The organism is Pseudomonas sp. Sample_21 (genome assembly GCF_004307525.1).
In the GTDB taxonomy this organism is placed as follows: domain Bacteria; phylum Pseudomonadota; class Gammaproteobacteria; order Pseudomonadales; family Pseudomonadaceae; genus Aquipseudomonas; species Aquipseudomonas atacamensis.
Map to the genome: position 1 here is coordinate 1 of NZ_RCNZ01000058.1, position 23,783 is coordinate 23,783.

Annotated in this window: 22 protein-coding genes and 1 pseudogene; 3 read left to right on the plus strand and 20 right to left on the minus strand. The window is 60.1% G+C overall.

Annotated elements, in window-relative coordinates; genetic code table 11:
• From D8U71_RS07975 to D8U71_RS07990, 4 genes and pseudogenes are all read right to left on the minus strand, one after another.
• Positions 1–517, minus strand: a pseudogene (locus D8U71_RS07975) (ABC transporter permease); the annotation flags it as partial.
• A complete protein-coding gene (locus tag D8U71_RS07980; RefSeq protein ID WP_161984092.1) occupies positions 504–1,340 on the minus strand; it encodes an ABC transporter permease subunit in 837 nt (278 codons plus the stop codon). The gene D8U71_RS07980 and the pseudogene D8U71_RS07975, both read right to left, overlap by 14 nt.
• Positions 1,341–1,345: 5 nt before the next feature.
• Entirely contained in the window at positions 1,346–2,152 is an 807-nt protein-coding gene (locus D8U71_RS07985; protein ID WP_130887545.1) for an alkaline phosphatase family protein, read from the minus strand.
• Between the two features lie 176 nt (positions 2,153–2,328).
• Complete coding sequence (locus tag D8U71_RS07990; RefSeq protein WP_122611955.1) at positions 2,329–3,396, minus strand: ABC transporter substrate-binding protein; 1,068 nt, start codon at positions 3,394–3,396, stop codon at positions 2,329–2,331.
• Positions 3,397–3,747: 351 nt separating this feature from the next.
• Here D8U71_RS07990 and phnR point away from each other — a divergent pair, with 351 nt between their 5' ends.
• Entirely contained in the window at positions 3,748–4,461 is a 714-nt protein-coding gene (phnR, locus tag D8U71_RS07995; RefSeq protein ID WP_016773745.1) for a phosphonate utilization transcriptional regulator PhnR, read from the plus strand.
• Between the two features lie 37 nt (positions 4,462–4,498).
• Here the strand turns inward: phnR and D8U71_RS08000 are convergent, their stop codons facing one another.
• The 10 genes from D8U71_RS08000 to minC form a co-directional block, all read right to left on the minus strand.
• Positions 4,499–5,833, minus strand: coding sequence for an amidohydrolase (locus D8U71_RS08000; RefSeq protein ID WP_130887546.1), 1,335 nt, complete (start codon positions 5,831–5,833; stop codon positions 4,499–4,501).
• A 63-nt stretch (positions 5,834–5,896) separates the two neighbouring features.
• Positions 5,897–8,050 carry a mechanosensitive ion channel domain-containing protein gene (locus tag D8U71_RS08005; RefSeq protein WP_016773746.1) on the minus strand — a complete coding sequence of 718 codons (2,154 nt, stop codon included), beginning with the start codon at positions 8,048–8,050 and terminating at the stop codon, positions 5,897–5,899.
• A 74-nt stretch (positions 8,051–8,124) separates the two neighbouring features.
• Positions 8,125–8,301, minus strand: a complete 177-nt coding sequence (locus tag D8U71_RS28345; protein WP_016773747.1) for a hypothetical protein — start codon at positions 8,299–8,301, stop codon at positions 8,125–8,127.
• A 232-nt stretch (positions 8,302–8,533) separates the two neighbouring features.
• Positions 8,534–9,823, minus strand: a complete 1,290-nt coding sequence (locus D8U71_RS08010; protein ID WP_130887547.1) for a M18 family aminopeptidase — start codon at positions 9,821–9,823, stop codon at positions 8,534–8,536.
• A 78-nt stretch (positions 9,824–9,901) separates the two neighbouring features.
• Positions 9,902–10,996 carry a hypothetical protein gene (locus tag D8U71_RS08015; protein ID WP_130887548.1) on the minus strand — a complete coding sequence of 365 codons (1,095 nt, stop codon included), beginning with the start codon at positions 10,994–10,996 and terminating at the stop codon, positions 9,902–9,904.
• A 93-nt stretch (positions 10,997–11,089) separates the two neighbouring features.
• Positions 11,090–11,932, minus strand: coding sequence for a hypothetical protein (locus D8U71_RS08020; RefSeq protein WP_130887549.1), 843 nt, complete (start codon positions 11,930–11,932; stop codon positions 11,090–11,092).
• A gap of 152 nt (positions 11,933–12,084) precedes the next feature.
• Positions 12,085–12,720 (minus strand): RluA family pseudouridine synthase, encoded by a 636-nt coding sequence (locus D8U71_RS08025; RefSeq protein ID WP_125927494.1) that lies wholly within the window; start codon positions 12,718–12,720, stop codon positions 12,085–12,087.
• Positions 12,721–12,810: 90 nt separating this feature from the next.
• On the minus strand, positions 12,811–13,065 hold the full coding sequence (gene minE, locus D8U71_RS08030) for a cell division topological specificity factor MinE (protein ID WP_003223146.1): 255 nt from the start codon (positions 13,063–13,065) through the stop codon (positions 12,811–12,813).
• Positions 13,065–13,877, minus strand: a complete 813-nt coding sequence (minD, locus tag D8U71_RS08035) for a septum site-determining protein MinD (protein ID WP_007913953.1) — start codon at positions 13,875–13,877, stop codon at positions 13,065–13,067. Before minD ends, minE begins: the two co-directional genes overlap by 1 nt.
• A gap of 169 nt (positions 13,878–14,046) precedes the next feature.
• Complete coding sequence (gene minC / locus D8U71_RS08040; protein WP_024012205.1) at positions 14,047–14,784, minus strand: septum site-determining protein MinC; 738 nt, start codon at positions 14,782–14,784, stop codon at positions 14,047–14,049.
• A gap of 117 nt (positions 14,785–14,901) precedes the next feature.
• On the opposite strand from minC, the gene D8U71_RS08045 reads away from it, so the two are divergent.
• Positions 14,902–15,834: a lipid A biosynthesis lauroyl acyltransferase gene (locus D8U71_RS08045; RefSeq protein ID WP_130887550.1), complete on the plus strand. Its 933-nt coding sequence runs from the start codon at positions 14,902–14,904 to the stop codon at positions 15,832–15,834.
• Between the two features lie 35 nt (positions 15,835–15,869).
• Positions 15,870–17,042, plus strand: a complete 1,173-nt coding sequence (locus D8U71_RS08050) for a patatin-like phospholipase family protein (protein ID WP_110601234.1) — start codon at positions 15,870–15,872, stop codon at positions 17,040–17,042.
• Between the two features lie 91 nt (positions 17,043–17,133).
• On the opposite strand, the gene D8U71_RS08055 is transcribed toward D8U71_RS08050, so the two are convergent.
• The 6 genes from D8U71_RS08055 to alc form a co-directional block, all read right to left on the minus strand.
• A complete protein-coding gene (locus tag D8U71_RS08055) occupies positions 17,134–17,919 on the minus strand; it encodes an outer membrane protein OmpK (RefSeq protein ID WP_056784020.1) in 786 nt (261 codons plus the stop codon).
• 371 nt (positions 17,920–18,290) lie between these two features.
• On the minus strand, positions 18,291–19,076 hold the full coding sequence (locus D8U71_RS08060; RefSeq protein ID WP_125918590.1) for an outer membrane protein OmpK: 786 nt from the start codon (positions 19,074–19,076) through the stop codon (positions 18,291–18,293).
• Positions 19,077–19,237: 161 nt separating this feature from the next.
• Entirely contained in the window at positions 19,238–20,590 is a 1,353-nt protein-coding gene (locus D8U71_RS08065; RefSeq protein WP_095180786.1) for a nucleobase:cation symporter-2 family protein, read from the minus strand.
• Between the two features lie 161 nt (positions 20,591–20,751).
• Positions 20,752–22,065, minus strand: coding sequence for a urate hydroxylase PuuD (locus tag D8U71_RS08070; protein WP_130887551.1), 1,314 nt, complete (start codon positions 22,063–22,065; stop codon positions 20,752–20,754).
• 51 nt (positions 22,066–22,116) lie between these two features.
• Entirely contained in the window at positions 22,117–22,620 is a 504-nt protein-coding gene (locus D8U71_RS08075; RefSeq protein WP_016773758.1) for an ureidoglycolate lyase, read from the minus strand.
• Between the two features lie 141 nt (positions 22,621–22,761).
• On the minus strand, positions 22,762–23,757 hold the full coding sequence (gene alc, locus D8U71_RS08085) for an allantoicase (RefSeq protein WP_071171520.1): 996 nt from the start codon (positions 23,755–23,757) through the stop codon (positions 22,762–22,764).
• Positions 23,758–23,783 lie beyond the last annotated feature (26 nt).

Genomic DNA, 23,783 nt, shown 5'->3' on the forward strand with positions numbered 1-23,783 from the left:
GCGCGGCGTCCATCAGGTCGCGCAGGTTGATCGCTTGCAGGTTGTTGGTGATCGCGCGGTACATGAACGGCAGCGCCACGGTGAAGTAGCAGCCGATCAGAATCCACGGTGTGCCGACCATCGCCATCGGCCCGGAACCGTAGAGCTGCAGCAGCCCCACCGAGGACACCACCGGCGGTACCGCGAAGGGCAGCAGGATGAGGATGTTCATCAGCGCATCGAGTTTCGGAAAGTAGTAATGCACGACGAACAGCAGCGGCAGGATCAGCAGCACCGACAGCACCAGCGCGCCGACACAGACAATCAGCGACTGACCGAATGCATGTAGAAAGCGCGGATCGCTCCACAGCTGGATGTACCACTTGAAGGTGAAGCCGCTCGGCAGAATCGTTGCCGACCAACTGCTGGCGATCGAATAGACCAGCGTGCCCAGCAGCGGCAACAGCAGAATGGCGAACAGCAGATAGACCACGACGCGGTGGTAGAGGCCGGCCGGGCCGGATTCAGCGCGAGACATGGTAGCTCCTCTTCAACAGCAGTTGATGCACGACGGTGACGATGGTCATCAGCGCCACGAGCACCACGGCCAGGGCGCTGGCCAGGTTCGGATCAAGGGAAATGTCGCCGGAGACCATCGCCGCAATACGGATCGGCAGAACGTTGAAGTTGCCGGTGGTCAGCGCATAAACCGTAGCGTAGGCGCCGAGGGCGTTGGCCAGCAGGATCACGAACGTGCCGAGCAACGCCGGGGTCAACACCGGCAGGCCGATGTGCCGCCAGAACTGCCAGCCGTTGGCGCCGAGCAGTGCGGCGGACTCGCGCCAGTCTTCACGCAGGGCGTCGAAAGCCGGGTAGAGCAGGAGCACGCCAAGGGGAATCTGGAAGTAGGTGTAGAGGATGATCAGGCCGGTTTTCGAATACAGGTTGAAGTCCTGAATGATCCCCGACTGCTTGAGCATGATGGTGATGCTGCCGTTGAAACCGAGCAGGATGATGAAGGCGAACGCCAGCGGCACGCCGGCAAAATTGCTGGTCATGTTGGCGAAGGCATTCACGAAGTTGCGCAGCTTCGAATCGACGCGGCGTAGTGAATATGCACCCAGCACGGCGATGATGATGCCGAATACGCTCGACCAGAAACTGATCTCCAGGCTGTACTGGATCGCCTGCCGATAGAACTTCGAACCGAAGATCTTGCTGAAGTTGGCCAGGCCCCAGCCGGACTCTTCCGATTGCAGGCTGTTGATCATCACCCAGACCAGCGGGGCAATTTCGAAGACGATGAAGAACAGCGCGAAGGGCACCAGGCACAGCGCCGCGAGCCATTTGCCGCGATTCATGGCATTCACTTGAGCAGCTCCCGGCACACAGGTTTGTCGTGGGGTACGCCGAGCAGTTCGCAAATTGTGCCGCAGAGCTCGGTCTGCGTCGGCGTGGCGTCAGGGTTGAGGCTGAACGCATTGCCGAGAACGAACAGCGGCACCTGACGTTCTTCCGCCAGCAGGCCGTTGTGCGAACGATCGTTGTTCATGCCGTGGTCGGCGGTCACCAATACCTGATAACCAGCGTCGAGCCAGCTCTGCAGATAGTCGGCGAGGGTGACGTCAGCCGAGCGCGCGCTGTTGCGGTATTGAGAGCTGTCGAGGCCGTGCTTGTGCCCGGCGTCGTCGATGTTCATCGGGTGGATCAGGAGGAAATCCGGCGCGTGGCGCAGGCGCAGGCTTTCGGCGTCGGCGAACAGGTGCGAATCCGGATAATGATCGTTCCAGTAGAAGTGGCCGTACTGGATCGGCAGCGTCGGATCGTTGGTGTGGCGGTCGCGCGCCGCCACGAACGGTGAGCGGTTATATAACTCGCTGACCCAGTGATACGCCGCAGCGGCGGTTTTCAACCCGGCATCGCGGGCGTAGTGATAGATGCTGCGCTGGTTGGACAAGCGCGAGACATTGTTGTGGACGATGCCGCTGTCGATCGGCGGCACGCCGGTGAGAATACATTCGTAAAGCGGTCGGGACAGGGCCGGCAGTTCGCACTCCAGTTGATAGAGCGCCGCGCGTCCTGCGCCAACATAAGCCTGCAGATGCCCCATGGCGTGACACGCAACCTCGTAGTTGAGGCCGTCGAGCACGACAAGGATGACGTTGTGCTTCATAGGGGCAAGAACTCCGCGAAATTCAGATATTCCGAAATCAACTCAATCCCTTGTGGGAGCGAGCTTGCTCGCGAAGGCGTCAGATCAGCCAACATCAATGTTGAATGAATAACCGCATTCGCGAGCAAGCTCGCTCCCACAGGGATCTTTGTCGGATCAAGCAGTGGGTCAAGCCATCACTTCATTTCTACGATGACTTCTTCGTTCCACTGCTGTGGCAGGGCTTTGGAAGTCTTTTCCCACGCCTCGGCGTCCTTGACCGGCGTGACCTTCTTGTACTGCTCGTTTGGCAGCAGTTTGGCTTTCACGTCTTCCGGCAGTTGCAGGTGTTCGGCGCGGATCGGCCGGGCGTTGCCGCGGGCGAGGTTGGTCTGGCCGGCGTCGCTGAAGATGTATTCGCGGGTCAGCTTGGCGGCGTTGGGGTTTTTCGCGTACTTGTTGATGATCGTGGTGTAGCCGGAAATCACCGAGCCGTCCGATGGAATCAGCACTACGTAATCATCCGGGTTGGCCATCTTGGCCTTGTAGCTCAGACCATTGAAGTCCCAGACCACGCCGACTTCGATCTCGCCTTTTTCCATGGTGGCGATGGTCGGGTTGGCCATCGACAGACGACCCTGTTTGGCTAGATCGGCGAACAACAGCAGGGCGGGCTTGATGTTTTTCTCGTCACCGCCATTGGCCAGTGCGGCAGCGAGGACACCGTTGGCAGCCTGGGCGGCGGTGCTTACATCGCCGATGGAGACTTTGTATTTACCGGTTTTCAGGTCAGCCCATTTGGTCGGTACGTCGGAGCCGTGCAGCAGCTTCTTGTTGACGATGAAGGCGATGGTGCCGGTGTATGCCAGTGCCCAGTTGCCGTCCTTGTCCTTGGCCCAGTCCGGAACTTGATCCCAGGTGCTTGGCTTGTAGGGTTGCACCACGCCTTGCTTGACCGCGATCGGGCCGAAGGCAGCACCGACGTCGCCGATATCGGCGGTGGCATTGTCTTTTTCAGCAGCGAACTTGGCGATTTCCTGGGCCGAGCTCATGTCGGTGTCGATGTGTTTCAGGCCGTATTTCTTGGCCAGATCTTCCCAGGTGCCTTTCCAGTTGGCCCAGTCATCGGGCATGCCGACGCTGTTCACGGCGCCTTCCGCCTTCGCAGCGGCTTCGAGGGTTTTCAGATCGGTGTCGGCCGCCATGGCGGCGGTGCACATAGCGATGGTCGAGCCTAACAGTGTTGCCAGGAAAAGCTGTTTCATTCAGAAGCTCCTTGGTCGTGTTCAACGCTGCGATTACGGTTAGTGTTGGTCTAGGTCAGCAATACCTGAGCCAATTTAGGTCGGCTGGATGACATTTTGATGTCGATGGCCTCGTGGCTGATCTTTTATCAACCATTGTCAGGAAGGTGCCAGATCAGCGTAGACCATGCTCAAAAGCCCGTGGAGCAGGGGACTTGGCCGATGTATTGCAAGCCGTGAAAGCGACCGTTCGGTAGTTTTGTCATCTGTCGGTCATCTGCACTGCCTAGGCTTGCAACATACGAAGGCGCTTTGATCGGCGTTCGGATTTGCCCCGAAACAGTGCTGGTCTAGTCCAGATAGGTAACGTTGATGCGCGATGAGGCAACGAAAGCGGTGACAGCGATTGGCCAGGTGCTGCAGGAGCAAATCGATCACGGTTTGCTGGCGGCCGGGAGCAAGTTGCCCGCTGAACGCAAGCTCAGCGAGTTGTTCGGGACGACGCGGATCACTGTGCGGGAAGCGCTGTTGCAGCTTGAGGCGCAGGGGCAGATTTACCGTGAGGAGCGGCGCGGCTGGTTCGTGTCGCCGCCGCGTCTGGCGTACAACCTCATGCAGCGCAGTCACTTTCACGCCATGGTCAGTGCGCAGGGGCGCGAACCTTCGACCGAGGTGATTTCGGCGCGGTTGCAGCCGGCTTCGGCGGCGGTGTGTGCGTGGTTGCAGTTGCCGGCGTTGTCGAGCGTGATCCAGATTTGCCGCTCGCGGCGCATTGATGGACGGCTGGTGTTGTATGTGGAGCACTATCTGAATCCGCAGTTTTTTCCGGGGATCCTCGAGTTTGATTTGAATCAGTCGATTACCGAGTTGTATGCGCGGCATTTCGATTTGCATTATGGGCGGGTGCGGTTTGAGATTGTGCCTACGTCTTTATCTGTCGATGCGGCGGCGGCTTTACGGGTGTCGGTGGGCAGTCCGGGACTGAGGATTGCTCGGGTCAATTATGATCAGCATGGGCGGTTGATTGATTGTGATCTGGAGTTTTGGCGGCATGATGCGATTCACGTAGGGGTTGATGTGGTTTGATCTTCTGGTCGCTGCGCTCCCACAGTCCCCCCCTTCTCTACTTGCCCACCGCCGCATTCCCATACAAATAATCCGTCGCCAACGACGCCAATGTTCTCACCCCAACCACCAGCGCCGACTCATCCACAAAGAACCCCGGATTGTGATTCGGCGCGGCTTTGCTCATGTCCTGGTTCCTCGGGGTCACTCCAAGAAACACAAACATTCCCGGCGCTTCCTTGGCGAAGAACGAGAAATCTTCCGCCCCACCCACCAGCGGTCCCTGCACCACATCATCCTTGGCGGCCCACTTCAACGTCGGCAGCATTTTCTCGGTCAATGCCGGGTGGTTGATGGTCGGGTCGTATTTTTCGATGATGGTGACGTCGGCTTTAGCGCCGCCGCTTTCGGCGATTTTCTCGATGGTCTGGCGTACGTCGCTGTGCAGTTTCTGGCGGATGCCGTAGTCATAGGAGCGGATCGTGCCGGTCATGTCGAGCGATTCGGGGATGATGTTGTAGCGGGTGCCGCCGTTGATGGTGCCGATGCTGACCACCGACGGGTAAGAGGAAATGTCGGTGCGGCGGCTGACCACGGTTTGCAGGCCGACGATGGTTTGTGCGCCGACGGTGATTGGGTCGATGCCATCCCAGGGGCGGCCGGCGTGGGTTTGTTTGCCGTGGATCTTGATGCGCAGGTCGTCGGAGCTGGCCAGGGTCGGGCCGGGGCGGTAGGCGATCTGGCCGGCGGGGACGCCCGCCCAGACGTGCAGCCCGAACACCGCGTCTGGTTTCGGCGATTTCATTACGCCTTCCTCGACCATCATCTTCGCGCCCCAGGTGTTTTTGCCGTCGGGAATGAAGTCGCTCGGGCCTTCTTCGGCGGGCTGGAAGTAGAAGACGACGGTGCCGGGCAGGGTGTCGCGCATGCCCGTCAGAATTTTCGCTGCGCTGAGCAGGATCGCGGTGTGGGCGTCGTGGCCGCAGGCGTGCATGACGTCGACTTCCTTGTCGAGATACGTGCCTTTCGCTTTTGAAGCGAACGGCAAGTCGGAGGCTTCCTTGACCGGCAGCGCGTCCATGTCGGCGCGCAGGGCCACGGTCGGGCCGGGCAGGGCGCCTTTCAGCACGGCTACTACGCCGGTGCGGGCGACGCCGGTTTTCACTTCCAGGCCCATGGCTTGCAGCTGTTTGGCGACCAGTTCAGCGGTGCGTTTTTCAGTGTTGCCAAGTTCTGGATGAGCGTGAAGGTCGCGGCGGGTTTCCAGCAGCTCCGGTTCGAGCTTCTGCGCCTGCTCGGCGATGCGCGTGCGGGCGCTGTCCATCGTCGCGGCGCTGGCATGGCTGGCGACCAGGGCGAGCAAAAGGGTCTGGGCAATGCGCGTCAGTTGCATGGGCTTCTCCTTGATTATTGTTGTGGGCTTCCTTGCCTGTGACTGCAACCGTGCGCCTGAGTGCTATTCCTTCGGTTGACCGCCGCCGGCAGTAATCACCTGCACACTCATCCGCGGCGTCGCCAGATCCAGGCCCGCCTCATCCAGTTGCCTTTTCAGCGACAAATTGAACGCCCGGGAAACCTCCCACTGTTTGATCGGCGCAGTCTTGAACCGTGCGCGGAGGATCGCGCTGCCGGACTCGAAACTTTCCACGCCCTGAATCTCCAGCGGCGACCAGATATTGCGGCGTTGCAGCGGATCGCTGCGCATCTTTTGGCCGACGTCGCGCATCAGTTTGATCGCGTCGTCGATTTCCATGTTGTACGGCACGGCGACGCGGAAGATGGCGTAGCCGAATTCCCGCGAGTAGTTCTTGATGCTTTTGATCTCGCTGAACGGGATGGTGTGGACGATGCCGTCGATGTCGCGCAGGCGCACGGTGCGGATGGTCAGGCCTTCGACGGTGCCGAGGTGGCCACCGACGTCGACGTAGTCGTCGATGGCCAGCGAGTCTTCGATGATGATGAACAGGCCGGTGATCAGGTCAGCGACGAGCGACTGCGCACCGAAGCCGATGGCCAGACCGATCACACCGGCACCGGCCAGCAGCGGTGTGACGTTCATGCCCATATTCGCCAACGCGACGATCAGCGCGATGATGAAAATCGCCACGAACAGCACGTTGCGGATCAGCGGCATCATCGTCTGCGCCCGTGCATTCGCCAGGCCTTTGCGCGAGCGGGTGAGGGCGTGGTGCACGGCGGTGTCGGCGAGGATCCAGATCAGCCAGGAGAAAATCAGCGTGCCGATCAGGCTGAACAGTTTGACGCTGATATCATGGCCATCGCCTTCGGCGAACGCGATCAGCGAATGGCCCCAGACGCGCAGGCCCAATTCGATGAAGATCAGCCACACCAGCAAATGCGTCAGGGTATAGAAGAAGTTTTTCAGTCGCTCCGAATACAGCGCATGGCGTTTCGGCCCGCGTTGCGGTTTCAGCGAATGGCGGCGCACCAGGCCGTTGATGACCATGCACAACACCAGCAGCACTGTGCAGATCAGCGACTGGCGCAGGGCGGTGCTGGTGTCGCCGGCGGAGACGAAGGTGGCGAACAGCGAGATGCCGACCAGCACCAATGCCGGCACGTACCAGAAGGTGCCGAGGATTTCGATGGTGTCGCTGAGGGCGCGGCGGGTCAGCCGCCGCGACAGCGGTTGATTGCGGATCAGGTGTGCGATCGGTCGGCGGAATCGCAGAATGAACAGGCCGGTCGACAGCGCCGCGAGCACATTGGCAGTGGTCGCGGCGGTGTGCGCCAGATGCACGCCCAGGCTCTCGACCAGACGTGGATCGCTAAGCGCTTCACCAAACGCGGCGAAGCTGCCGATCAGCCACAGCGGCCGAAACGCCTGATGACGCAGGATGTACAGCGCGCGATGACGGTGCGGGCCGTCGAGCAGGGAGAAGGCGATCACACAGATCGCCGAGAAACAGGTGCCGACCACCAAGGCATACGCCAGCACCATCGCCAGGCTTTTGCCCAGTGATGACGGCAGCACGTAGCTCATGTACACCGTGATCACCAACGCGATCAGCCACGGCCCGAGCTTGCGCAGGGCAAAGCGCAGCATGTCGAGGGCCTTGGGGTGTTGCGGCAGTTCTTCGGTGAGGCCGAAGCGCAGACGCACGCGGTGACCGAGCCAGATCAGCGCGGCGGCGAGCAGGCTCCAGACCATCAGGATCACTGCGAAACCGAAGATGATCGGCAGCCATTCATTGGCCGGCAGCAGCTTGCTGGTCAGTTCGTCCTTGGCCAGATCGAATTCGTTGGACCAGCGGGTAATCGGGCTGTCGGCGCCGGAAAACTGTTTTTCGAAGTTGGCGAGGGTGCCGCCGATCAGGCCCAGCACGCCTTCTTCCGGGGTGGCCTGCGCTTTTTTCGTGGCGTCGCGCAGCTTCTTCAGATCACTGAGCAGCTGCGCGCGTTGCTTGTCGTTTTCCAGCGACTTGATCACTTCGTCCAGCGACTGGCCGAGGGGTTCCACGGCTTCAGGCTGCGGTTTTGAAGTGTTGAGCAGGCCGGGCAGACCGACTGCCTGGGCGGGCGCCAGCGGCAGCAGCGTCATCAGGCAGACAAGCAGCAGACCGGGCAAAGCAAAAAGACGAGCAAACACCAGAAGACAACCTCGCGATAGGCGGATGCGCTGGAGTGTACGAGGCCCCTTGGCGCAATGCGAGCCGGGCGCGGTCATTCGTTGAGTTTGGCGAGGATCTTGTAGACCACCGTGGCGAGGATCATCAGCATGCCGATCCACATGGCGAAAACCCCGGCGTTCTTGTCGCGGAAGTTGAAGCCGATGGCCAGCAGGATCATTCCGCTGAGGATGGGAATGAGCATGGCGTGGAAGGAGGACATCGAGATCATGAAGACTGCCTTGTCTGTAGAGGATTCTTGCAGTCTAGGCGGGTTTTCGAGGCAGGGTGTGATGTGGCTCAGGAATGCATCAGGCCGAGAGGATTCTGCTGTCTGCACAGGCGCTTTCGCGAGCAGGCTCGCTCCCACAGGTTGATTGGCATTCCAAGGGGAGATGACTGGCTCCCACAATGAAATGCAGTTCAATTGTGGGAGCGAGCCTGCTCGCGAAGCTTGTCAGCCGTTACGGCAATTCACGGCTGGCATAAAACGCGCTGAGCACTTTGACCAGATGCGCCAGGTCATGGCTGCCGCACAGTTCGCGAATCGAGTGCATGGCAAAGGTCGGCAGGCCAATGTCGACGGTGCGCACACCCAGATGGCTGGCGGTGATCGGGCCAATGGTCGAACCGCAGCCCATGTCGCTGCGCACCACGAAGCTTTGCACCGGGACTTCTTCGGCCATGCACAGATGGCGGAAGAAGCCGGCGGTTTCGCTGTTGGTGGCGTAGCGCTGGTTGCTGTTGACCTTGATTACCGGGCCGGCGTTGAGTTTCGGGCCGTGGTTGGCATCGTGCTTGTCCGCGTAGTTGGGATGCACGCCGTGGGCGTTGTCGGCCGACACCAACAGGGATTTCTGGATGGTGCGGACTAACTCGTCACCTTCCGGCAACAGGCGGCGCAGGGTCTGTTCGAGCATCGGGCCGTCGGCACCGCATGCCGAGCAGGAGCCGACTTCTTCGTGGTCGTTACAGACCAGCACGCAGGTCTCGTCGGTTTCGGCGGTGAGCAACGCTTGCAGGCCGGCGTAGCACGACAGCAGGTTGTCCAGACGCGCACCGGCAATGAAATCGCCGTTCAGGCCGATCACCGCCGCGCTTTGCGTGTCGTAGAAACTCAGCTCGTAATCGAGGACGACGTCGGCATTCAAGCCGTGCTCGCGGGCCAGTTGATCAGTGAGCACGGCGCGGAAATCGACGCGCTCGTCACCGGCGAATTGCGCCAGGATCGGCGGTAGTTCGGTCTGCGCGTTGATCGCCCAGCCCTGGTTGGCTTCACGGTTGAGGTGAATGGCCAGGTTGGGAATGATCGCGATCGGTGCCTTGAAGTCGATCAACTGGCTCTCGACCTTGCCGTCACGGCGGAAGGTCACGCGGCCGGCGAGCGACAGATCGCGGTCAAACCACGGCGCCAGCAGCGCACCGCCGTAGACTTCGACGCCCAGCTGCCAGAAACCCTGACGCTGCAGTTCCGGTTGCGGCTTGACCCGCAGGCACGGGCTGTCGGTATGGGCGCCGACCAGACGGATACCGTCGTGCAGTGGCGAGTTGCGGCCCATTTTGATCGCGACGATCGAGGAGTCGTTACGGGTGACGTAATAGCGGCCGTTGGCCTCGGTGGACCATGGCTCGCGCTCGTCGAGGCGCACATAACCGGCGGCCTCCAGACGCTGAACGAGACTGGCGGTGGCGTGGAACGGGGTAGGGGAGGCCTTGAGAAAGTCGATCAGGCCCTGGTTCAACTCTGCGCGCATAAGAAACTCCAGACAGCAATGGGCGACAGTTTAACGCATCACTCGGCGCCATTGGGCAAGTGGTTTGCGCAAGCACGCTCAGGAGTGCTGATCGATGCGCTTGCGCAGGTAGGCGATGATGGCTTGTTGATCATCCTTTCTGGCGGGTTTCGGCAGGTGCTTCGGCCAGCCCTTGCCGCTGCCGAAGAAGGCCTTTTGCGCAACGCTGTCCCAACGCAGAATTTCCCGCGACGCCGATTCCCACCATTCGTGACGGCAGATCTCGTAATACGGGTGGGCAGGTGCAGCACTGCCGAACAGCAATGCCCGGCCGACTTTCTTCATGCCGCCGCGCTTTTTGCGCAGCTTCCACTTGATGTGCAGGCGCTGCCAGGTCGAGGGGACGGGCTTGCTGCGCGGAACCTCGGAGCACAGCTCTGGCAGTTCGGGGTGGAAGGCCTCGCCATGGCGGGCGAAAAAGTGTTTCTGCATGGCGTGGAAGAAGTTTTTGTCGGCGAAGTAGTGATAGACGAATTTCTTCGCTTCCTGGATCGGTTGGTCGCGCATGGCGAACGACAGTGCAATCTGTTCGATCGTATGGATGTCGAACGGGTCCTGCGTCCACTCATCGATCAGCCGGATCGACTTATCCAGCAGCGCTGAATCGCCATCGGTGACACCGCACAAGCCACTGTTGTAGAGCTTGAAGCTGTTCGCCGACGAAATCCCGTGGACTTGCAGGCAGCGCGCGAGTTTTTTGTAGTCTGCCCGGTTACAGACGTAACTCCAGTCGTATTCGAAGCGGTCCATCACGTAACGCCCGGGCGTGATCATGCTGAACAGCCGGTGCGGCGAATCAAGAAACAGCGTGTCGGTATCGACGAACAGGGTTTTTTCGGCGAGTGTCAGGCCCAGCGCAATGGCGCACGCTTTGCGGCGGTGGTGGTAGCCGTTTTCACCCTGCCACTGGATCAGGGTCTGCTCGCTCAAAGTGACGGTATCGACCGGCCAGCCGGCATAGTCCTGCGGACGATCGGTCAGCACTCGGATGCACAGTGATTCACTTGGCTGCAGTTGTGCCAGGGCGGTGAGGATGCTGAATTTCGCCTCGCGCCGATAAACGTCTTTGTCACCATAGATCAGGTAGAGCAACTGGTGCGGTACTTTTTCCATGGGGGGGAAGGCTTCGCGCATAAGCGGCTCCATACGGCGGGGGCGCGAGTCTACCGTATTGCTCCGCTGATTTGCAGGCCGGGCACTTGCTTCAAAGTGTTGCCGGGGTGGGCGTCAACCGGTGATCAGTCTGCCACTGAGGAAGACTTCTCGGCGCTGCTTGCGACCGACGTATTCATGTTTGCTCAACTGATAGACCGCCTCGAACCTGTCTCTCGATAGACCGGGCAGCGCGCTGAGATATTGATCGACCAGGCGATCGTAGGCGGCTTCGGTAATGAACTTGTAGATATCCCGACGATAGAAGAAGCCGAGTTGAAAACCGAGTGTTTCACTTGCGTGCGCGGTCGGGCCGGCGAAGCAGTTTTCAAAGTCGATGGCTTTGAGTGGCCTTTGCGTTTGCTCGGGCACCATGATGTTGCCCACCCAGAAATCCATGTGAGTGATGTTCTTGCTGGCGAGCGAGCTGAGCAATTGGAACGCGTCGAGGATGAAAGCTTCGATGTTTGCGGGATTGCGTCTGATGCATTCGGCGCCGTCGATATGGCCTTCGAGCAGGTGAGTCAGGAGGAAAAATTCCTCGGTCAGGCCGAGTCTGCTGCGCGTATAGCCATAGCCCTTCAGCGCAGGCATCTCCACGCCCCGGCGCTGAGCTTCGAGGGAATTCATCAGTTCTTCGAGCGGCCAGTCGAAGCGCCCGTTGCGTTGCGGTTTGTTCAGACTCACCCGCACCTTTGCCTTGAACGTGTCCAATGGCTGGACCTTGGCAAAGAGTGGTGTTTCACAGGACGATAACGGTGCGCTGGCTCGGGTCAGTTTGTGCGCGCGGCGTTTTTTAATGAGCTGCTCCAGGGCTTGGCGTGCCTGGATGCTGGGTGCTTCGCTCAGGTGCAGGGTGGTGTTACCGAATGCGCACACGATGGGGTATTCGGATTGAAGTGTTTTGCTGCAGAACACGGAAGAGGCCTCCTGCCTGATATCGAAGTGCCATGATTTTATATTTGATTACAATTTTATGACAGTTCTTTACGTCAATCTATTGCCGGTGGAATTCTGGCAGGACAAAAAAAGCCCTTCGCAAGGAAGGGCTTTCAAAGTATTCACGCATTTCAGAATGGCGCCGGGCACTCGAAGCGCAGGCGTTCGCCGGTTTGCGGGTGAGTGAAGCTGAGCATGCTCGCGTGCAGGCACAGACGTGGCCAGGCCGCCAGCGCTTGCTCGTGGGCGTAGAGCCCGTCACCGAGCAGCGGATGGCCGATCGACAACATGTGCACGCGCAGTTGATGCGAGCGCCCGGTGATCGGTGTCAATTCGACCCGGCACCACTCGCCGCAACGTTCCAGCACCTTCCAGAACGTCAGCGCATGTTTGCCGAATTCGTGATCGACCACATGCCGTGGCTTGGTCGGTGGGTCGTAGCGCAGGGGCAGGTCGATGCTGCCGCTGTCCAGTTCCGGCTGACCCCAGGCCAAAGCGGTGTAGGCCTTTTCGGTTTCGCGATCATGAAACTGCCGCGACAGCTCGCGATGGGTGTCGGCATCCCGGGCCAGCAGAATGATGCCGGAGGTTTCCCAGTCCAGACGATGGACGATGCGCGCTTCCGGGTAGCCGTTTTCCTGCAAGCGGGTAATCAGGCAGTCCTTGTTGTCGTCAGCGCGACCGGGCACCGAGAGCAGCAGGGTCGGTTTGTCGACCACCAGTACGGCGGCGTCCTCATGGATGATGCGGATGTTGGACAGCGGCATTAAAACAGCCTCGTAACAAATGCCAACGGCGGTTCAGGACCATTCCACTGGGGAATGGCCCTGAACCGCCGTCATACCTGCCGGATCGACTCAGCGATCGGGCAGGGTGATGTTGAGTTCCAGAATCGAGCAACTGCCCTGGCTTTCCAGTGCAACATGTACGTCGTCGTTGCCGATGTTGACGTACTTGCGGATCACGTCGACCAGTTCCTTCTGCAAGGCTGGCAGGTAATCCGGCGTGCTGCGCTGGCCGCGCTCATGCGCCACGATGATCTGTAGACGCTCTTTCGCTACCGAGGCGGTACTTGGCTTTTTGTTGGCACGAAAGAAGTCAAAAAGGTTCATTACCTACCTCCAAACAGGCGCTCGAAGAATCCCTTCTTCTCGACATCGAGGAATCGGTGGGCTTTTTCTTTGCCCAGCAGGCGGTCGACGGTATCGCTGTAAGCCTGACCGGCATCGCTCTGGTCGTCGAGAATCACCGGCACGCCCTGGTTGGAAGCCTTGAGCACTGCCTGGGATTCCGGGATGACGCCGAGCAGGGTCACCGAGAGGATTTCCTTGACGTCTTCAACGCCGAGCATCTCGCCCTTTTCAACACGCTCCGGGTGGTAGCGGGTGATCAGCAGGTGTTCCTTGATCGGGTCTTCGCCACGTTCGGCGCGGCGCGATTTGCTCGCCAGCAGGCCGAGCATGCGGTCCGAGTCACGTACCGAGGACACTTCAGGGTTGGTCACGACGATCGCTTCATCGGCGAAATACATGGCCAGGTGCGCACCTTTCTCGATGCCCGCCGGGGAGTCGCAGACGACGAACTCGAATTGTTCCTTGAGCTCCATCAGGACTTTTTCCACGCCTTCGACGGTCAGCGCGTCTTTGTCGCGGGTCTGGCTGGCCGCCAGCACATAGAGGTTTTCCAGGCGCTTGTCTTTGATCAGTGCCTGTTGCAGGTTGGCTTCGCCGTTTACCACGTTGACGAAGTCATACACCACGCGGCGCTCGCAACCCATGATCAGGTCGAGGTTACGCAAGCCCACGTCGAAGTCGACGATCACTGTTTTGTGGCCGCGCAGAGCGAGACCGGTACCGATAGCGGCGCTGGTGGTGGTCTTACCCACACCACCCTTGCCGGATGTAACCACGAGAATCTTGGCCAAGGTGTTTCACCCCTAAGGAAGAAGGACTGTTCAGCCCCTGAAAAACATCTCTTGAAAACTACTGCAGTCGGACAGCCTTGGCTGGAATTTGGCTTTAGGCCTTTTTCCTACTTCGTTTGAGCCGTTTTCGCTACGTTTTAGAGATGCTTGGAAAATGCGGCAGTATCCGTTAAAGCCGAATGATGTTCAACACGTCGCCTGACAGGCTGACCTGGACGCCCGAGCCCCACATCGGATCGCGACGCAAATCCTCGGAGACCTTGTAATGACCGGCGATGGAGATCAGTTCAGCGCTCAATTGCTGACAGAAAATCCGTGCCTTGGTGTCACCTTTGACGCCGGCCAGTGCTCGGCCGCGCATCGGGCCGTATACATGGATGTTGCCATCGGCGAGAAGTTCCGCCCCCGGACTGACCGAAGAGACCACGACCAGATCGCCACCCTGGGCATATATCTGCTGGCCACCACGTACTGGCGTGGTGATTACGCGGGTCGGTTTGACGCTCGGCTCAGGTGGCTTTTCCGGCTTCTTTTTGACTTCGGCTTCCGGCGTCTCCAGCGGGCGCTCGCGGGCGCCGGAGGGCGGCAGCACGGGGATGTCGATGGCGATGGCAGCGGCGATGTCTTCGATGCGGCTGGCACGAATGGCCAGGGTACGAAGGCCGTGCTGACGGCAGACGCGCATCAGCCCCGGCAGATCAACCGCGCCTTGGTTCGGCGGCAGTTTGTCCAGCGCCAGGACCAGCGGTGCATTGCTGAAAAAATTCGGCGCCTGGGCGACTTTGGCGGCCAATTGCCGATCGAGGCTTTCGAGGTCGTTACGGGCCAGTTCCAGCACAGTGATGGCCAGCATGCTGCCCTTGAGCTGGAATACGGGATCTTGGTCTAACGGGTCGGTTTGGCTCATGTCGGCATACAACGGCTTGTCACTAAAAGTGCCGAGACTTATAACGAGAACGCCCGCGAGCCGCAAGCCGGGTCGAACGATGTAGAATGCGCGGCCACTGTATTTACGGAAGCTTTAATGGATCGCCCGCGTTTTCGAAAAGCATATCTTGCTCCGCGCTTCTGGCCGCTCTGGTGCGGCCTGGGGCTTTTGTGGCTGATCGTGCAGCTGCCGTATCCGGCGCTGCTGACCATCGGTCGAGTTTTGGGCGCGTTGATGTATCGCGTCGCCAGCGACCGGCGAACCATCGCCCGGCGCAATCTGGAATTGTGCTTCCCGGAAAAATCCGCCGCCGAGCGCAAACGCCTGCTCAAGGAAAACTTCGCCTCCACCGGCATTGCCTTTTTTGAAATGGCGATGAGCTGGTGGTGGTCGCGCGAGCGTCTGGCAAAACTGGCCCACGTCGAAGGCCTTGAACATCTGCAGAGGGCCCAGCGCGAAGGCAAAGGCGTGATCCTCATGGCCGCGCATTTCACCACGCTGGAAATCGGCGCGGCGCTGCTCGGCCAGCAGCACACCATCGACGGCATGTACCGCGAACACAAAAATCCCTTGTTCGACTTCGTCCAGCGCCGTGGCCGCGAGCGGCACAATCTGGATTCGCTGGCGGTGGAGCGCGATGACGTACGCGGCATGCTCAAACTGCTGCGCTCGGGCCGGGCGATCTGGTATGCGCCGGATCAGGATTACGGCGCCAAGCAGAGCATCTTCGTGCCGCTGTTCGGCATTCAGGCCGCCACCGTCACTGCGACGACCAAGTTTGCACGGCTGGGCAAAGCGCTGGTGGTGCCGTTCACTCAGGAACGTCTGGCCGACGGCAGTGGTTACCGCTTGGTGATTCATCCGCCGCTGGAAGACTTCCCCGGCGAAAGCGAGGAGGCCGATTGCATCCGCATCAATCAGTGGGTCGAGAGCGCTTTGCGTGCCTGCCCCGAGCAATACCTGTGGGCGCATCGGCGTTTCAAGAGCCGCCCGCCGGGCGAGCCGAAGCTTTATCCCAAGCGTCGTTGATTCACCCGTCCTGACAAGCACCTTGGAGTGTTGCGATGAGTCCTGCTGAACCGGTTACAGGTTTGATACTTTCCGGCGGCGGGGCTCGGGCGGCATATCAGGTCGGGGTGCTGGCGGCGATTGCCGAGTTGCTGCCGGTCGGCGCGGACAATCCGTTTCCGGTTATCGTCGGCACCTCGGCCGGGGCGATCAATGCGGTCAGCCTGGCCAGTGGCGCCACGGATTTTCGCGCTGCCATCGAGCGCCTGACCCAGTTCTGGCAGGGCTTTCGCAGCCACCGCGTGTTGCGCAGCGACTGGCCTGGAGTCATCCATCAAGCCAGCCGTTTTGTCAGCCACAGCCTGCTCGGCCTCGGTCGACAGATGCCGGTGGCGCTGCTCAACAGTTCGCCGCTGCGCGAACTGCTCGAGGAAAAACTGCACCTGCCCGGCATCGCCGAATCCATCGCGCGCAAGCAATTGCACGCGGTAGCGGTGACCGCGTTCGGCTACGAATCGGGGCAAGCGGTGACGTTCTATCAGGGCGGCGGCACCATCGACGCCTGGCTGCGGCACCGCCGCATTGGCGTGCCGACGCAATTGTCGGTCGATCATCTGTTGGCCAGTTCAGCGATTCCGCTGTTGTTCGCGCCGGTGAAAATCGGCGAGGAATATTTCGGTGACGGCGCAGTGCGCCAGTCGGCGCCGATCAGCCCGGCGCTGCATCTGGGTGCCAGTCGCGTGTTGGTGGTGGGCGTTAGCGGCAACCCGCGCGGCGTCGATCTGCAGCAGCCGCTGGAGCGCGCCTACAGCGGCCAGCAACCGACGCTCGCGCAAATCGGCGGGCACATGCTCAACAGCACGTTTATCGACAGTCTGGAGAGCGATATCGAGCTGCTGCAGCGTCTGAATCAGTTCAGTCATTTGCTCCCGGCCGGCACGCCGACCCGTGCGCTGGGTGTGGCGCCGGTGGAAGTGCTGGTGATTGCGCCGAGTCAGCCGATCGACGAAATCGCCGCGCGGCATCGCCAGGAGCTGCCAGCGGCGTTGCGCCTGTTTCTGCGCGGGCCGGGCGCGACGAAGACGAGCGGGGCGGGGGTGCTCAGTTATCTGCTGTTCGAGGCGGGGTATTGCAGCGAGTTGATCGAGTTGGGGCGGCGGGATGCGTTGGCCAAGCGCGAGGAGCTTTGCCGGTTTTTGCGGATATCTGAAGCGGTGGCTCCTGCCTGAAATCTGCGGTGAGGCCTTCGCGAGCAGGCTCGCTCCCACATTTGAACTCGGTCTAAATGTGGGAGCGAGCCTGCTCGCGAAGCTTTCAGGGTCAGAAGTGGAACTTGACCAGGAAGCTCGTGGTGCTCTGATCGGTCTTGAAGTACTGGCTGTCCTTGATCCCGTACTTGTCCGACCAGTAGTCGTACTCGACACCGACATACAACTGCTTCTCGCCGAAATTCAGCGCCTTGCCCAAGTCGTATTTGACCTGCGGGTTGAAGTGCAGGTTGGCGTGGTAGTCGCCCTTGGAATTGGAGTCGTTGTCGACCACCCAGTCCATGAAGCCGTCGATGAGGATGTTCGATTTGCCCACCGGGATGGTGTAGGACCACACCGGGGTGATCTGCCAGACATTGTCACCGGCGCGTGCGCCCTGGGTGTGACGCTGGTAGAAGTTCAGCTGGAAGTAGTCGAAGCCAGGAATCGCCAGGTCGAAGCCCGGACCGATCAGGTACGACTCGGTATCGCCTTCACCGAACTCGTAGGTCATGGCCAGCAACACGTCAGTCACCGGACCGAAGGCCAGTTTCTGATCGAAGATCTTGCCGAACGACAGGCGCGGGCTGAGCTCGCCGTAGTAGGTGTTGGAGCCGACGCCGCCATCATCCTTGCCGTTGTAGAAGATCTTGTCGATGAACAGGAAGTTGTCCCCATACTTCCAGGCATCGGCGTGCTCGAAGGTCACGGTCTGCTGAATGCGCGGGTTGACCTGGAAGTCCTTGCCATACAGGTAGGTCAGGCTGTTGTTCTGCCACTGCAGCAGGCCTTCGGCCATCGCCTGGCCGCCGGCGAACATCGATCCGGCCAGCATCAGGCTGGTGCACATACGTTTCATTCGGTTGCTCCCAAAGTAGGTGTTCCACGTTATTTTTTTAAGTTCGGCGCTCTGATGTGGCGCCTTTTTTCGTACCGCAAATTTCATCCGATCGGTCAGCTTTGAATGCTGGTAGCAAAAGCTGCGCCAAGGCTTTTGAAAAACCAAAAAACGCCCGTTCGGCTGCTGAAAAACAGTCGACGAGCGTGTTTTCGGGATGCCTCAGGACTGACCGCAGCCGGGATAAGTTGGCTTTTCGGTCAGAAATTGAATTCAGGCTTTTTTTTAGAGCGAATTCGGAAGGCCGCGGAGAATACTGACTCCTCGGCCAGCGCTCAAGTGCCCCGCAACAGAGCACCGACGACAGGCATGGCGCACGGTTGCGGGCCATCTCAGAAGTGCACCTTCAGCAGCAGGCTGGCAGTGTTCTGGTTGGTATCGAACGAGTGGCTGTTTTCAATGCCGTATTTGTTCTTCCAGTAGCTGTACTCGGTGCCGACGTACACTTGCTTCTGGCTCCAGCCCAGGGCTTTGCCGAGGTCATATTTGATCTGCGGATTGATGTGCAGGTTGGCGTGGTAGGTGCCGCGTGAGTTTTCGTCATTGTCGACGACCCAGTCGAGGTAGCCGTCGATCAGCACATCGGAATTGCCCAGCGGGAAGCTGTAGGACCACGCGGGGGTGATCTGCCAGACACCATCGCCGGGGCGCGGGCCTTCGGTCTGGCGGCGGAAAATGTTCAGGGTGACGTAGTTGAAGCCAGGTACTTTCAGGTCGAAGCCGGGACCGATCAGGTAGGCCTCGCTTTCGCCTTCGCCGTACTCGTAGGTCATCGCCAGCAGCACATCCTTGATCGGACCGAACTCGATCTTGCGGTCGAGGATCTTGCCGAACGACAGGCGCGGGGTGAACTCGCCGTAGAAGGTGTGCGGACCTTTGTTCGGGTCCTCCTTGCCGTTGTAGAAGATCTTGTCGACAAACAGAAAGTTGTCACCGTACTTCCACTTGTCGGCGTGCTCGAAGGTGACCGTCTGCTGATAGGACGGGTTGATCGCGAAGTTCTTGCCGTACAGATAGCTGAGGCTGTTGCTCTGCCACAGCAGCAGATCGCCGGCCATGGCCTGACTCGCGGCCAGCAGGCCGCCACTCAACAGAACGTTGCTTTGCGTGCGGATCATCTGTTGCTCCCTGTTGTTTTTATTGTTTGAGGCACAAGCAGTTGTGTAGCCCCTGTGGGAGCGAGCCTGCTCGCGAAGCGGTTGTGTCAGTCGCCATCAATGTGAATGACACAGCGCTTTCGCGAGCAGGCTCGCTCCCACAGGTGGTGTGGTGGTTTCAATCAGTGCGCATGGCAATCATTGATCGCCGCACGCTCCTTGCCGCCGAGGATGTTGAACAGCAGGTTCAGCGTCAGCGCGCTGAGGGTGGCCATGGCGATGCCGCTGTGGGTGATCGGGCTCATCCACATCGGCAGGTGGGCGAAGAATTCCGGACGTACCACCGGGATCAGGCCCATACCGATGCTCACCGCGACCAGCAGCTGATTGCGGCGGTCACCGATGTCGGCCTCCTGGAGGATCTTGATGCCAGTGGCAGCGACCATGCCGAACATCGCAATCGCCGCACCGCCCAGCACCGCCGGTGGAATCGACGCCACCAGAAACGCCGCTTTCGGCAACAGGCTGAGGACGATCAGCAGACCACCGGCAACGATGGTCACCGAGCGGCAGCGCACACCGGTCATCTGCACCAGACCGATGTTCTGCGCGAACGAGGAGTGGGTGAAGGTGTTGAAGAAACCGGCGAAGAACGACGCGCCGGCATCGCACAACAAGCCACGACGGAGCATGCGCGGGCAGACTTCCTGGCCGGTGATCTTGCCCAGCGCGAGGAACATCCCGGTGGACTCGACGAAGATGATCACCACCACCAGACACATCGACAGAATCGGTGCCAGCTCGAATTTCGGCATGCCGAAATGCAGCGGGGTGACGAACTGAATCCACGGTGCGCTGGCCATGCCGCTGAGGTCGACCATGCCGATCGCGCCGCACAGTACGTAGCCCAGGCACATGCCGATCAGCACGGAAATGTTGACCCAGAATCCGCGCATGAAGCGATGAACCAACAGAATGGTCGCCAGCACCAGCGCAGCGATGGCCAGATAAATCGGCGAACCGAATTGCGCGGCGTCGACACCGCCACCGGCCCAGTTCACGGCCACGGGGAACAGCGATAAACCGATCGAGGTGATGACGGTGCCGGTCACCAGCGGCGGGAAGAAACGCACGACCTTGGACATGAACGGCGCGATCAGCATGCCGAAGAAACCGGCGGCTATCGTCGCACCAAAGATGCCTTGCAGACCGATGCCGGGCATGCCGGCCATGGCCACCATGCTGCCGACCGCAGCGAAACTGGCGCCCATCATCACCGGCATGCGAATGCCCATCGGGCCGATGCCGAGCGACTGCACGATAGTGGCGATGCCGGCGACCAGCAGGTCGGCGTTGATCAGGAAGGCGATTTCTTCACGACTCAGGCCAGCGGCCTGTCCGATGATCAGCGGCACCGCGATGGCACCGCCGTACATCAGCAGAACATGTTGCAGACCGACCAGGATCAGTTGCAAAAGGGGCAAACGCTGAATGGCGGGTGCGTCGGGGATGCGCGCTTTGGACAGCTCGGACATGCAACACCTCGGATCTTTTTTATTCTTGTGATTAACAGCTGCCGGGTTGCTTGCAGCTGTTTCTTTGCATCAGGGGAACCGCGTTTCGGCGGCTATTCGCGAGCAGGCTCGCTCCCACAGGATCTCTGTAGGCGTGAGCCTGCTCGCGATGCTTTCAACGATTAATTGGTTTGCGCTCCCTGGGCAATCCAGGCACCGATCAGGTCACGTTCCTGCTGGGTCATCTGGGTGATGTTGCCCAGTGGCATGATCTGCGTAGTGATGGCTTGCGCCTGAATGCGCGCGGCGTTCTGGCGGATCTGCTCGGGGGTGTCGAACATCACACCGGCCGGGGCTGCGCTGAACAACGGGCTGGTCGGCTTGGACGAATGGCACACCGTGCAACGCTCTTGAATCACGTTGTGCACCTTGTCGAAACCGGGGCCGGCATTCGACGCTTGCGCGGGTGCCGCCGCAGGAGCTGCGGGTGCCGCAGGTTGCGCCGCTTCGGCCGGTTTCGCGCCACCGCCCAGTGCCGTCTCCGGCAGCGGTTGATACTCGATTTTCGCCGGCGCCTTGGCCAATTCAGGTGCAGTCGACATCGGCGTCGGACCAGTGACGTAGGCCAGGCAGATCATGCCCACCGCTGCCACCGGCAGGGTCCAGGCAAACTTGTGGCTGTCGTGACGGGTGTTGAAGTAGTGACGCACCAACACCGCCAACACTGCGATCCCGGCCAGGATCAACCAGTTGTACTGGCTGCCGTAAGTGCTCGGGAAGTGGTTGCTGATCATGATGAACAGCACTGGCAGGGTGAAGTAGTTGTTGTGTCGCGAACGCAGCAGGCCCTTGGCCGGCAGGGCCGGATCAGGCGTGCGGTTCTCGGTGATCGCCGCGACCAGTGCGCGTTGCGCCGGCATGATGATGCGGAACACGTTGCCGACCATGATGGTGCCGATGATCGCGCCGACGTGCAGGTACGCACCACGACCGCTGAACACTTTGCTGAAGCCATAGGCGGCGGCAATGATCAGCACGAACAGGATGAAGCCGAGCAGGGCGGGTTTCTTGCCCAGGGCCGAATCGCAGAGGAAGTCGTAGACGAACCAGCCGACGATCAGCGAGCCGATACCGATGGCCACGCCTTCAGGACCGCTGAGGCCACTGCCGGGTGCCACGAGGTAGAGCACGGGATTTGAGTAGAACACCACGCACAGCAGCGCGATCCCCGACATCCAGGTGAAGTAGGCTTCCCACTTGAACCAGTGCAGGTTGTCCGGCATGGACGGTGGGGCCAGTTTGTATTTTTCCAGGTGGTAGATGCCGCCGCCGTGGATCGCCCACAGATCACCGGCCAGACCGGTTTTCGGGTTGACGCGGTTGAGGTTGTTCTCCAGCCAGACGAAGTAGAACGACGCGCCGATCCAGGCCACGCCAGTGATCATGTGAACCCAGCGCACGCTCAGGTTCAGCCATTCCAACAGATGTGCTTCCACAGTCTTTACCTCTCGCCTGTCACTCTTGTTGTCGAGTGATCAGACCTTCTCTTATTGGTGGGGGGCGAGGATCAACCGCTCATCCTCTTTGAAAAAATGCTCATCGCAGTTATTGCCTGTGCCACTGCGATCAACCACCAGGAAGTCATCCCGCTTTTCGATCGTCAGCACCGGGTGGTGCCAGACGCCGCGATGGTAATTGATGCCCTGCCTGCCGTTGGTGACGAAGGCGCGGACCAAGCCTGATACAGGTTCATCGCCAACTGGCGCGACCACGATCAGAAAGGGGTTGCCGAGCAGCGGAATGAAAGCCTGGCTGCCCAGCGGATGGCGTTCCAGCATGCAAACGGTCAGCGGCATGTCCTGCGCGTCGGCGCGGAAAATACTGATGATTGCGTTGTCCTCAGGCGTCGCGGTTTCGACCGTCGCCAGTTTGTGGAAGCGCATGGTCGAACCGTTGTTGATCATGAAGTGATCGCTGCCGTCGGTTTCGATCACGTCACCGAAAGGGGCGAAGGCTTCTTTGGTCAGCGGTTCAATCGTCAGTGTGCGCATGCTGTTCTTCTTTTCGTTGAGTGATCGTTCCCACGCTCTGCGTGGGAGTGCAGCCCGTGACGCTCCGCGTCACATCCAAAGCGGACGCAGAGCGTCCATTGATGCATTCCCACGCAGAGCGTGGGAACGATCAGTGCGGTGTTATTTAGCAACCTTGCCCAATACACGCAGACGACTCACACCACCATCCGGGAACACGTTCAGGCGGATGTGGGTGATCGGGCCGAGTGCCTTGATCTGCTCGACGAAGGTGTGTTCGGCGTGCATTTCCAGCTTCTGGCTTGGCAGCAGTTCGCGCCAGAACAGCGACTGGGTTTCGATCTGGCTGTCGGTGCCGCCCTTGACGAACGCGCCCTGGATCGAGCAGGTGTCCGGGTAGTTGCCTTTGAAGTGCAGGGTGTCGACGACGATTTTTTCGATCTCGCCCGGATGACCCAGCGCGACGATCACCCAGTCATTGCCCGGTGTGCGACGACGCGCGGTTTCCCAGCCGTCGCCCATATTGATGCCACGGCCCGGGTTGAGGATGTTGCTCATGCGGCCGAAGTGTTCGTCGGAGCAGGCGAGGGCGCGGCCACCATTGAGGGCTGCTGCCAAGTCCACTTGCTCGTTGTCGCCCACAGCGGACCAGTCGCGGAACGGAATGCCGTATACGCGCAGACGGGCAACACCACCGTCCGGGTAGATGTTGAAGCGCAGGTGGCTGAACGCTTTGTCGTTGCTGATTTCGTGGTAGTGGTGGCTGTTGCCCTGCAACTCGACGGCCGACAGCACTTCGGTCCACTGGGTGTTTTCATCCGGCTCGCCCGAGGCCAGGAAGCACGCTTCCAGCGAGGCCGACGGCGGATAGTTGCCGGTGAAGAATGAAGTGTCGATGTCCACGCCTTTGATCGAACCCGGCACGCCCAGACGGATCACCGCGCTGTCGTAACCTTCGAAGCGCTTGCGGCGCGACTCCCAGCCGTCCATCCACTTGCCGTTGTCATCGAACACGCCCTCCTTCCATACGGCCGGGGTCGGTTGGAACAGACGATTGGCGTCTGCGAACCAGTCATCGGTGACCGAAATGATCTTGGTGCCCAGACGGGCGTCGGCCAGGTTGACGTATTTTTCGAAAGGTACGGCGTAAGCTTTCATTCTTCTTGTCTGCCTTTGATAAGTTG

Bases quoted from the DNA above. Each gene is read 5' to 3' on its own strand.
- D8U71_RS07980 (WP_161984092.1), bottom strand. From the start codon at position 1,340: ATGAATCGCGGCAAATGGCTCGCGGCGCTGTGCCTGGTGCCCTTCGCG.
- D8U71_RS07985 (WP_130887545.1), bottom strand. From the start codon at position 2,152: ATGAAGCACAACGTCATCCTTGTCGTGCTCGACGGCCTCAACTACGAG.
- D8U71_RS07990 (WP_122611955.1), bottom strand. From the start codon at position 3,396: ATGAAACAGCTTTTCCTGGCAACACTGTTAGGCTCGACCATCGCTATG.
- phnR (WP_016773745.1), top strand. From the start codon at position 3,748: ATGCGCGATGAGGCAACGAAAGCGGTGACAGCGATTGGCCAGGTGCTG.
- D8U71_RS08000 (WP_130887546.1), bottom strand. From the start codon at position 5,833: ATGCAACTGACGCGCATTGCCCAGACCCTTTTGCTCGCCCTGGTCGCC.
- D8U71_RS28345 (WP_016773747.1), bottom strand. From the start codon at position 8,301: ATGATCTCGATGTCCTCCTTCCACGCCATGCTCATTCCCATCCTCAGC.
- D8U71_RS08010 (WP_130887547.1), bottom strand. From the start codon at position 9,823: ATGCGCGCAGAGTTGAACCAGGGCCTGATCGACTTTCTCAAGGCCTCC.
- D8U71_RS08015 (WP_130887548.1), bottom strand. From the start codon at position 10,996: ATGCGCGAAGCCTTCCCCCCCATGGAAAAAGTACCGCACCAGTTGCTC.
- D8U71_RS08025 (WP_125927494.1), bottom strand. From the start codon at position 12,720: ATGCCGCTGTCCAACATCCGCATCATCCATGAGGACGCCGCCGTACTG.
- minE (WP_003223146.1), bottom strand. From the start codon at position 13,065: ATGAACCTTTTTGACTTCTTTCGTGCCAACAAAAAGCCAAGTACCGCC.
- minC (WP_024012205.1), bottom strand. From the start codon at position 14,784: ATGAGCCAAACCGACCCGTTAGACCAAGATCCCGTATTCCAGCTCAAG.
- D8U71_RS08045 (WP_130887550.1), top strand. From the start codon at position 14,902: ATGGATCGCCCGCGTTTTCGAAAAGCATATCTTGCTCCGCGCTTCTGG.
- D8U71_RS08050 (WP_110601234.1), top strand. From the start codon at position 15,870: ATGAGTCCTGCTGAACCGGTTACAGGTTTGATACTTTCCGGCGGCGGG.
- D8U71_RS08055 (WP_056784020.1), bottom strand. From the start codon at position 17,919: ATGAAACGTATGTGCACCAGCCTGATGCTGGCCGGATCGATGTTCGCC.
- D8U71_RS08060 (WP_125918590.1), bottom strand. From the start codon at position 19,076: ATGATCCGCACGCAAAGCAACGTTCTGTTGAGTGGCGGCCTGCTGGCC.
- D8U71_RS08065 (WP_095180786.1), bottom strand. From the start codon at position 20,590: ATGTCCGAGCTGTCCAAAGCGCGCATCCCCGACGCACCCGCCATTCAG.
- D8U71_RS08075 (WP_016773758.1), bottom strand. From the start codon at position 22,620: ATGCGCACACTGACGATTGAACCGCTGACCAAAGAAGCCTTCGCCCCT.
- alc (WP_071171520.1), bottom strand. From the start codon at position 23,757: ATGAAAGCTTACGCCGTACCTTTCGAAAAATACGTCAACCTGGCCGAC.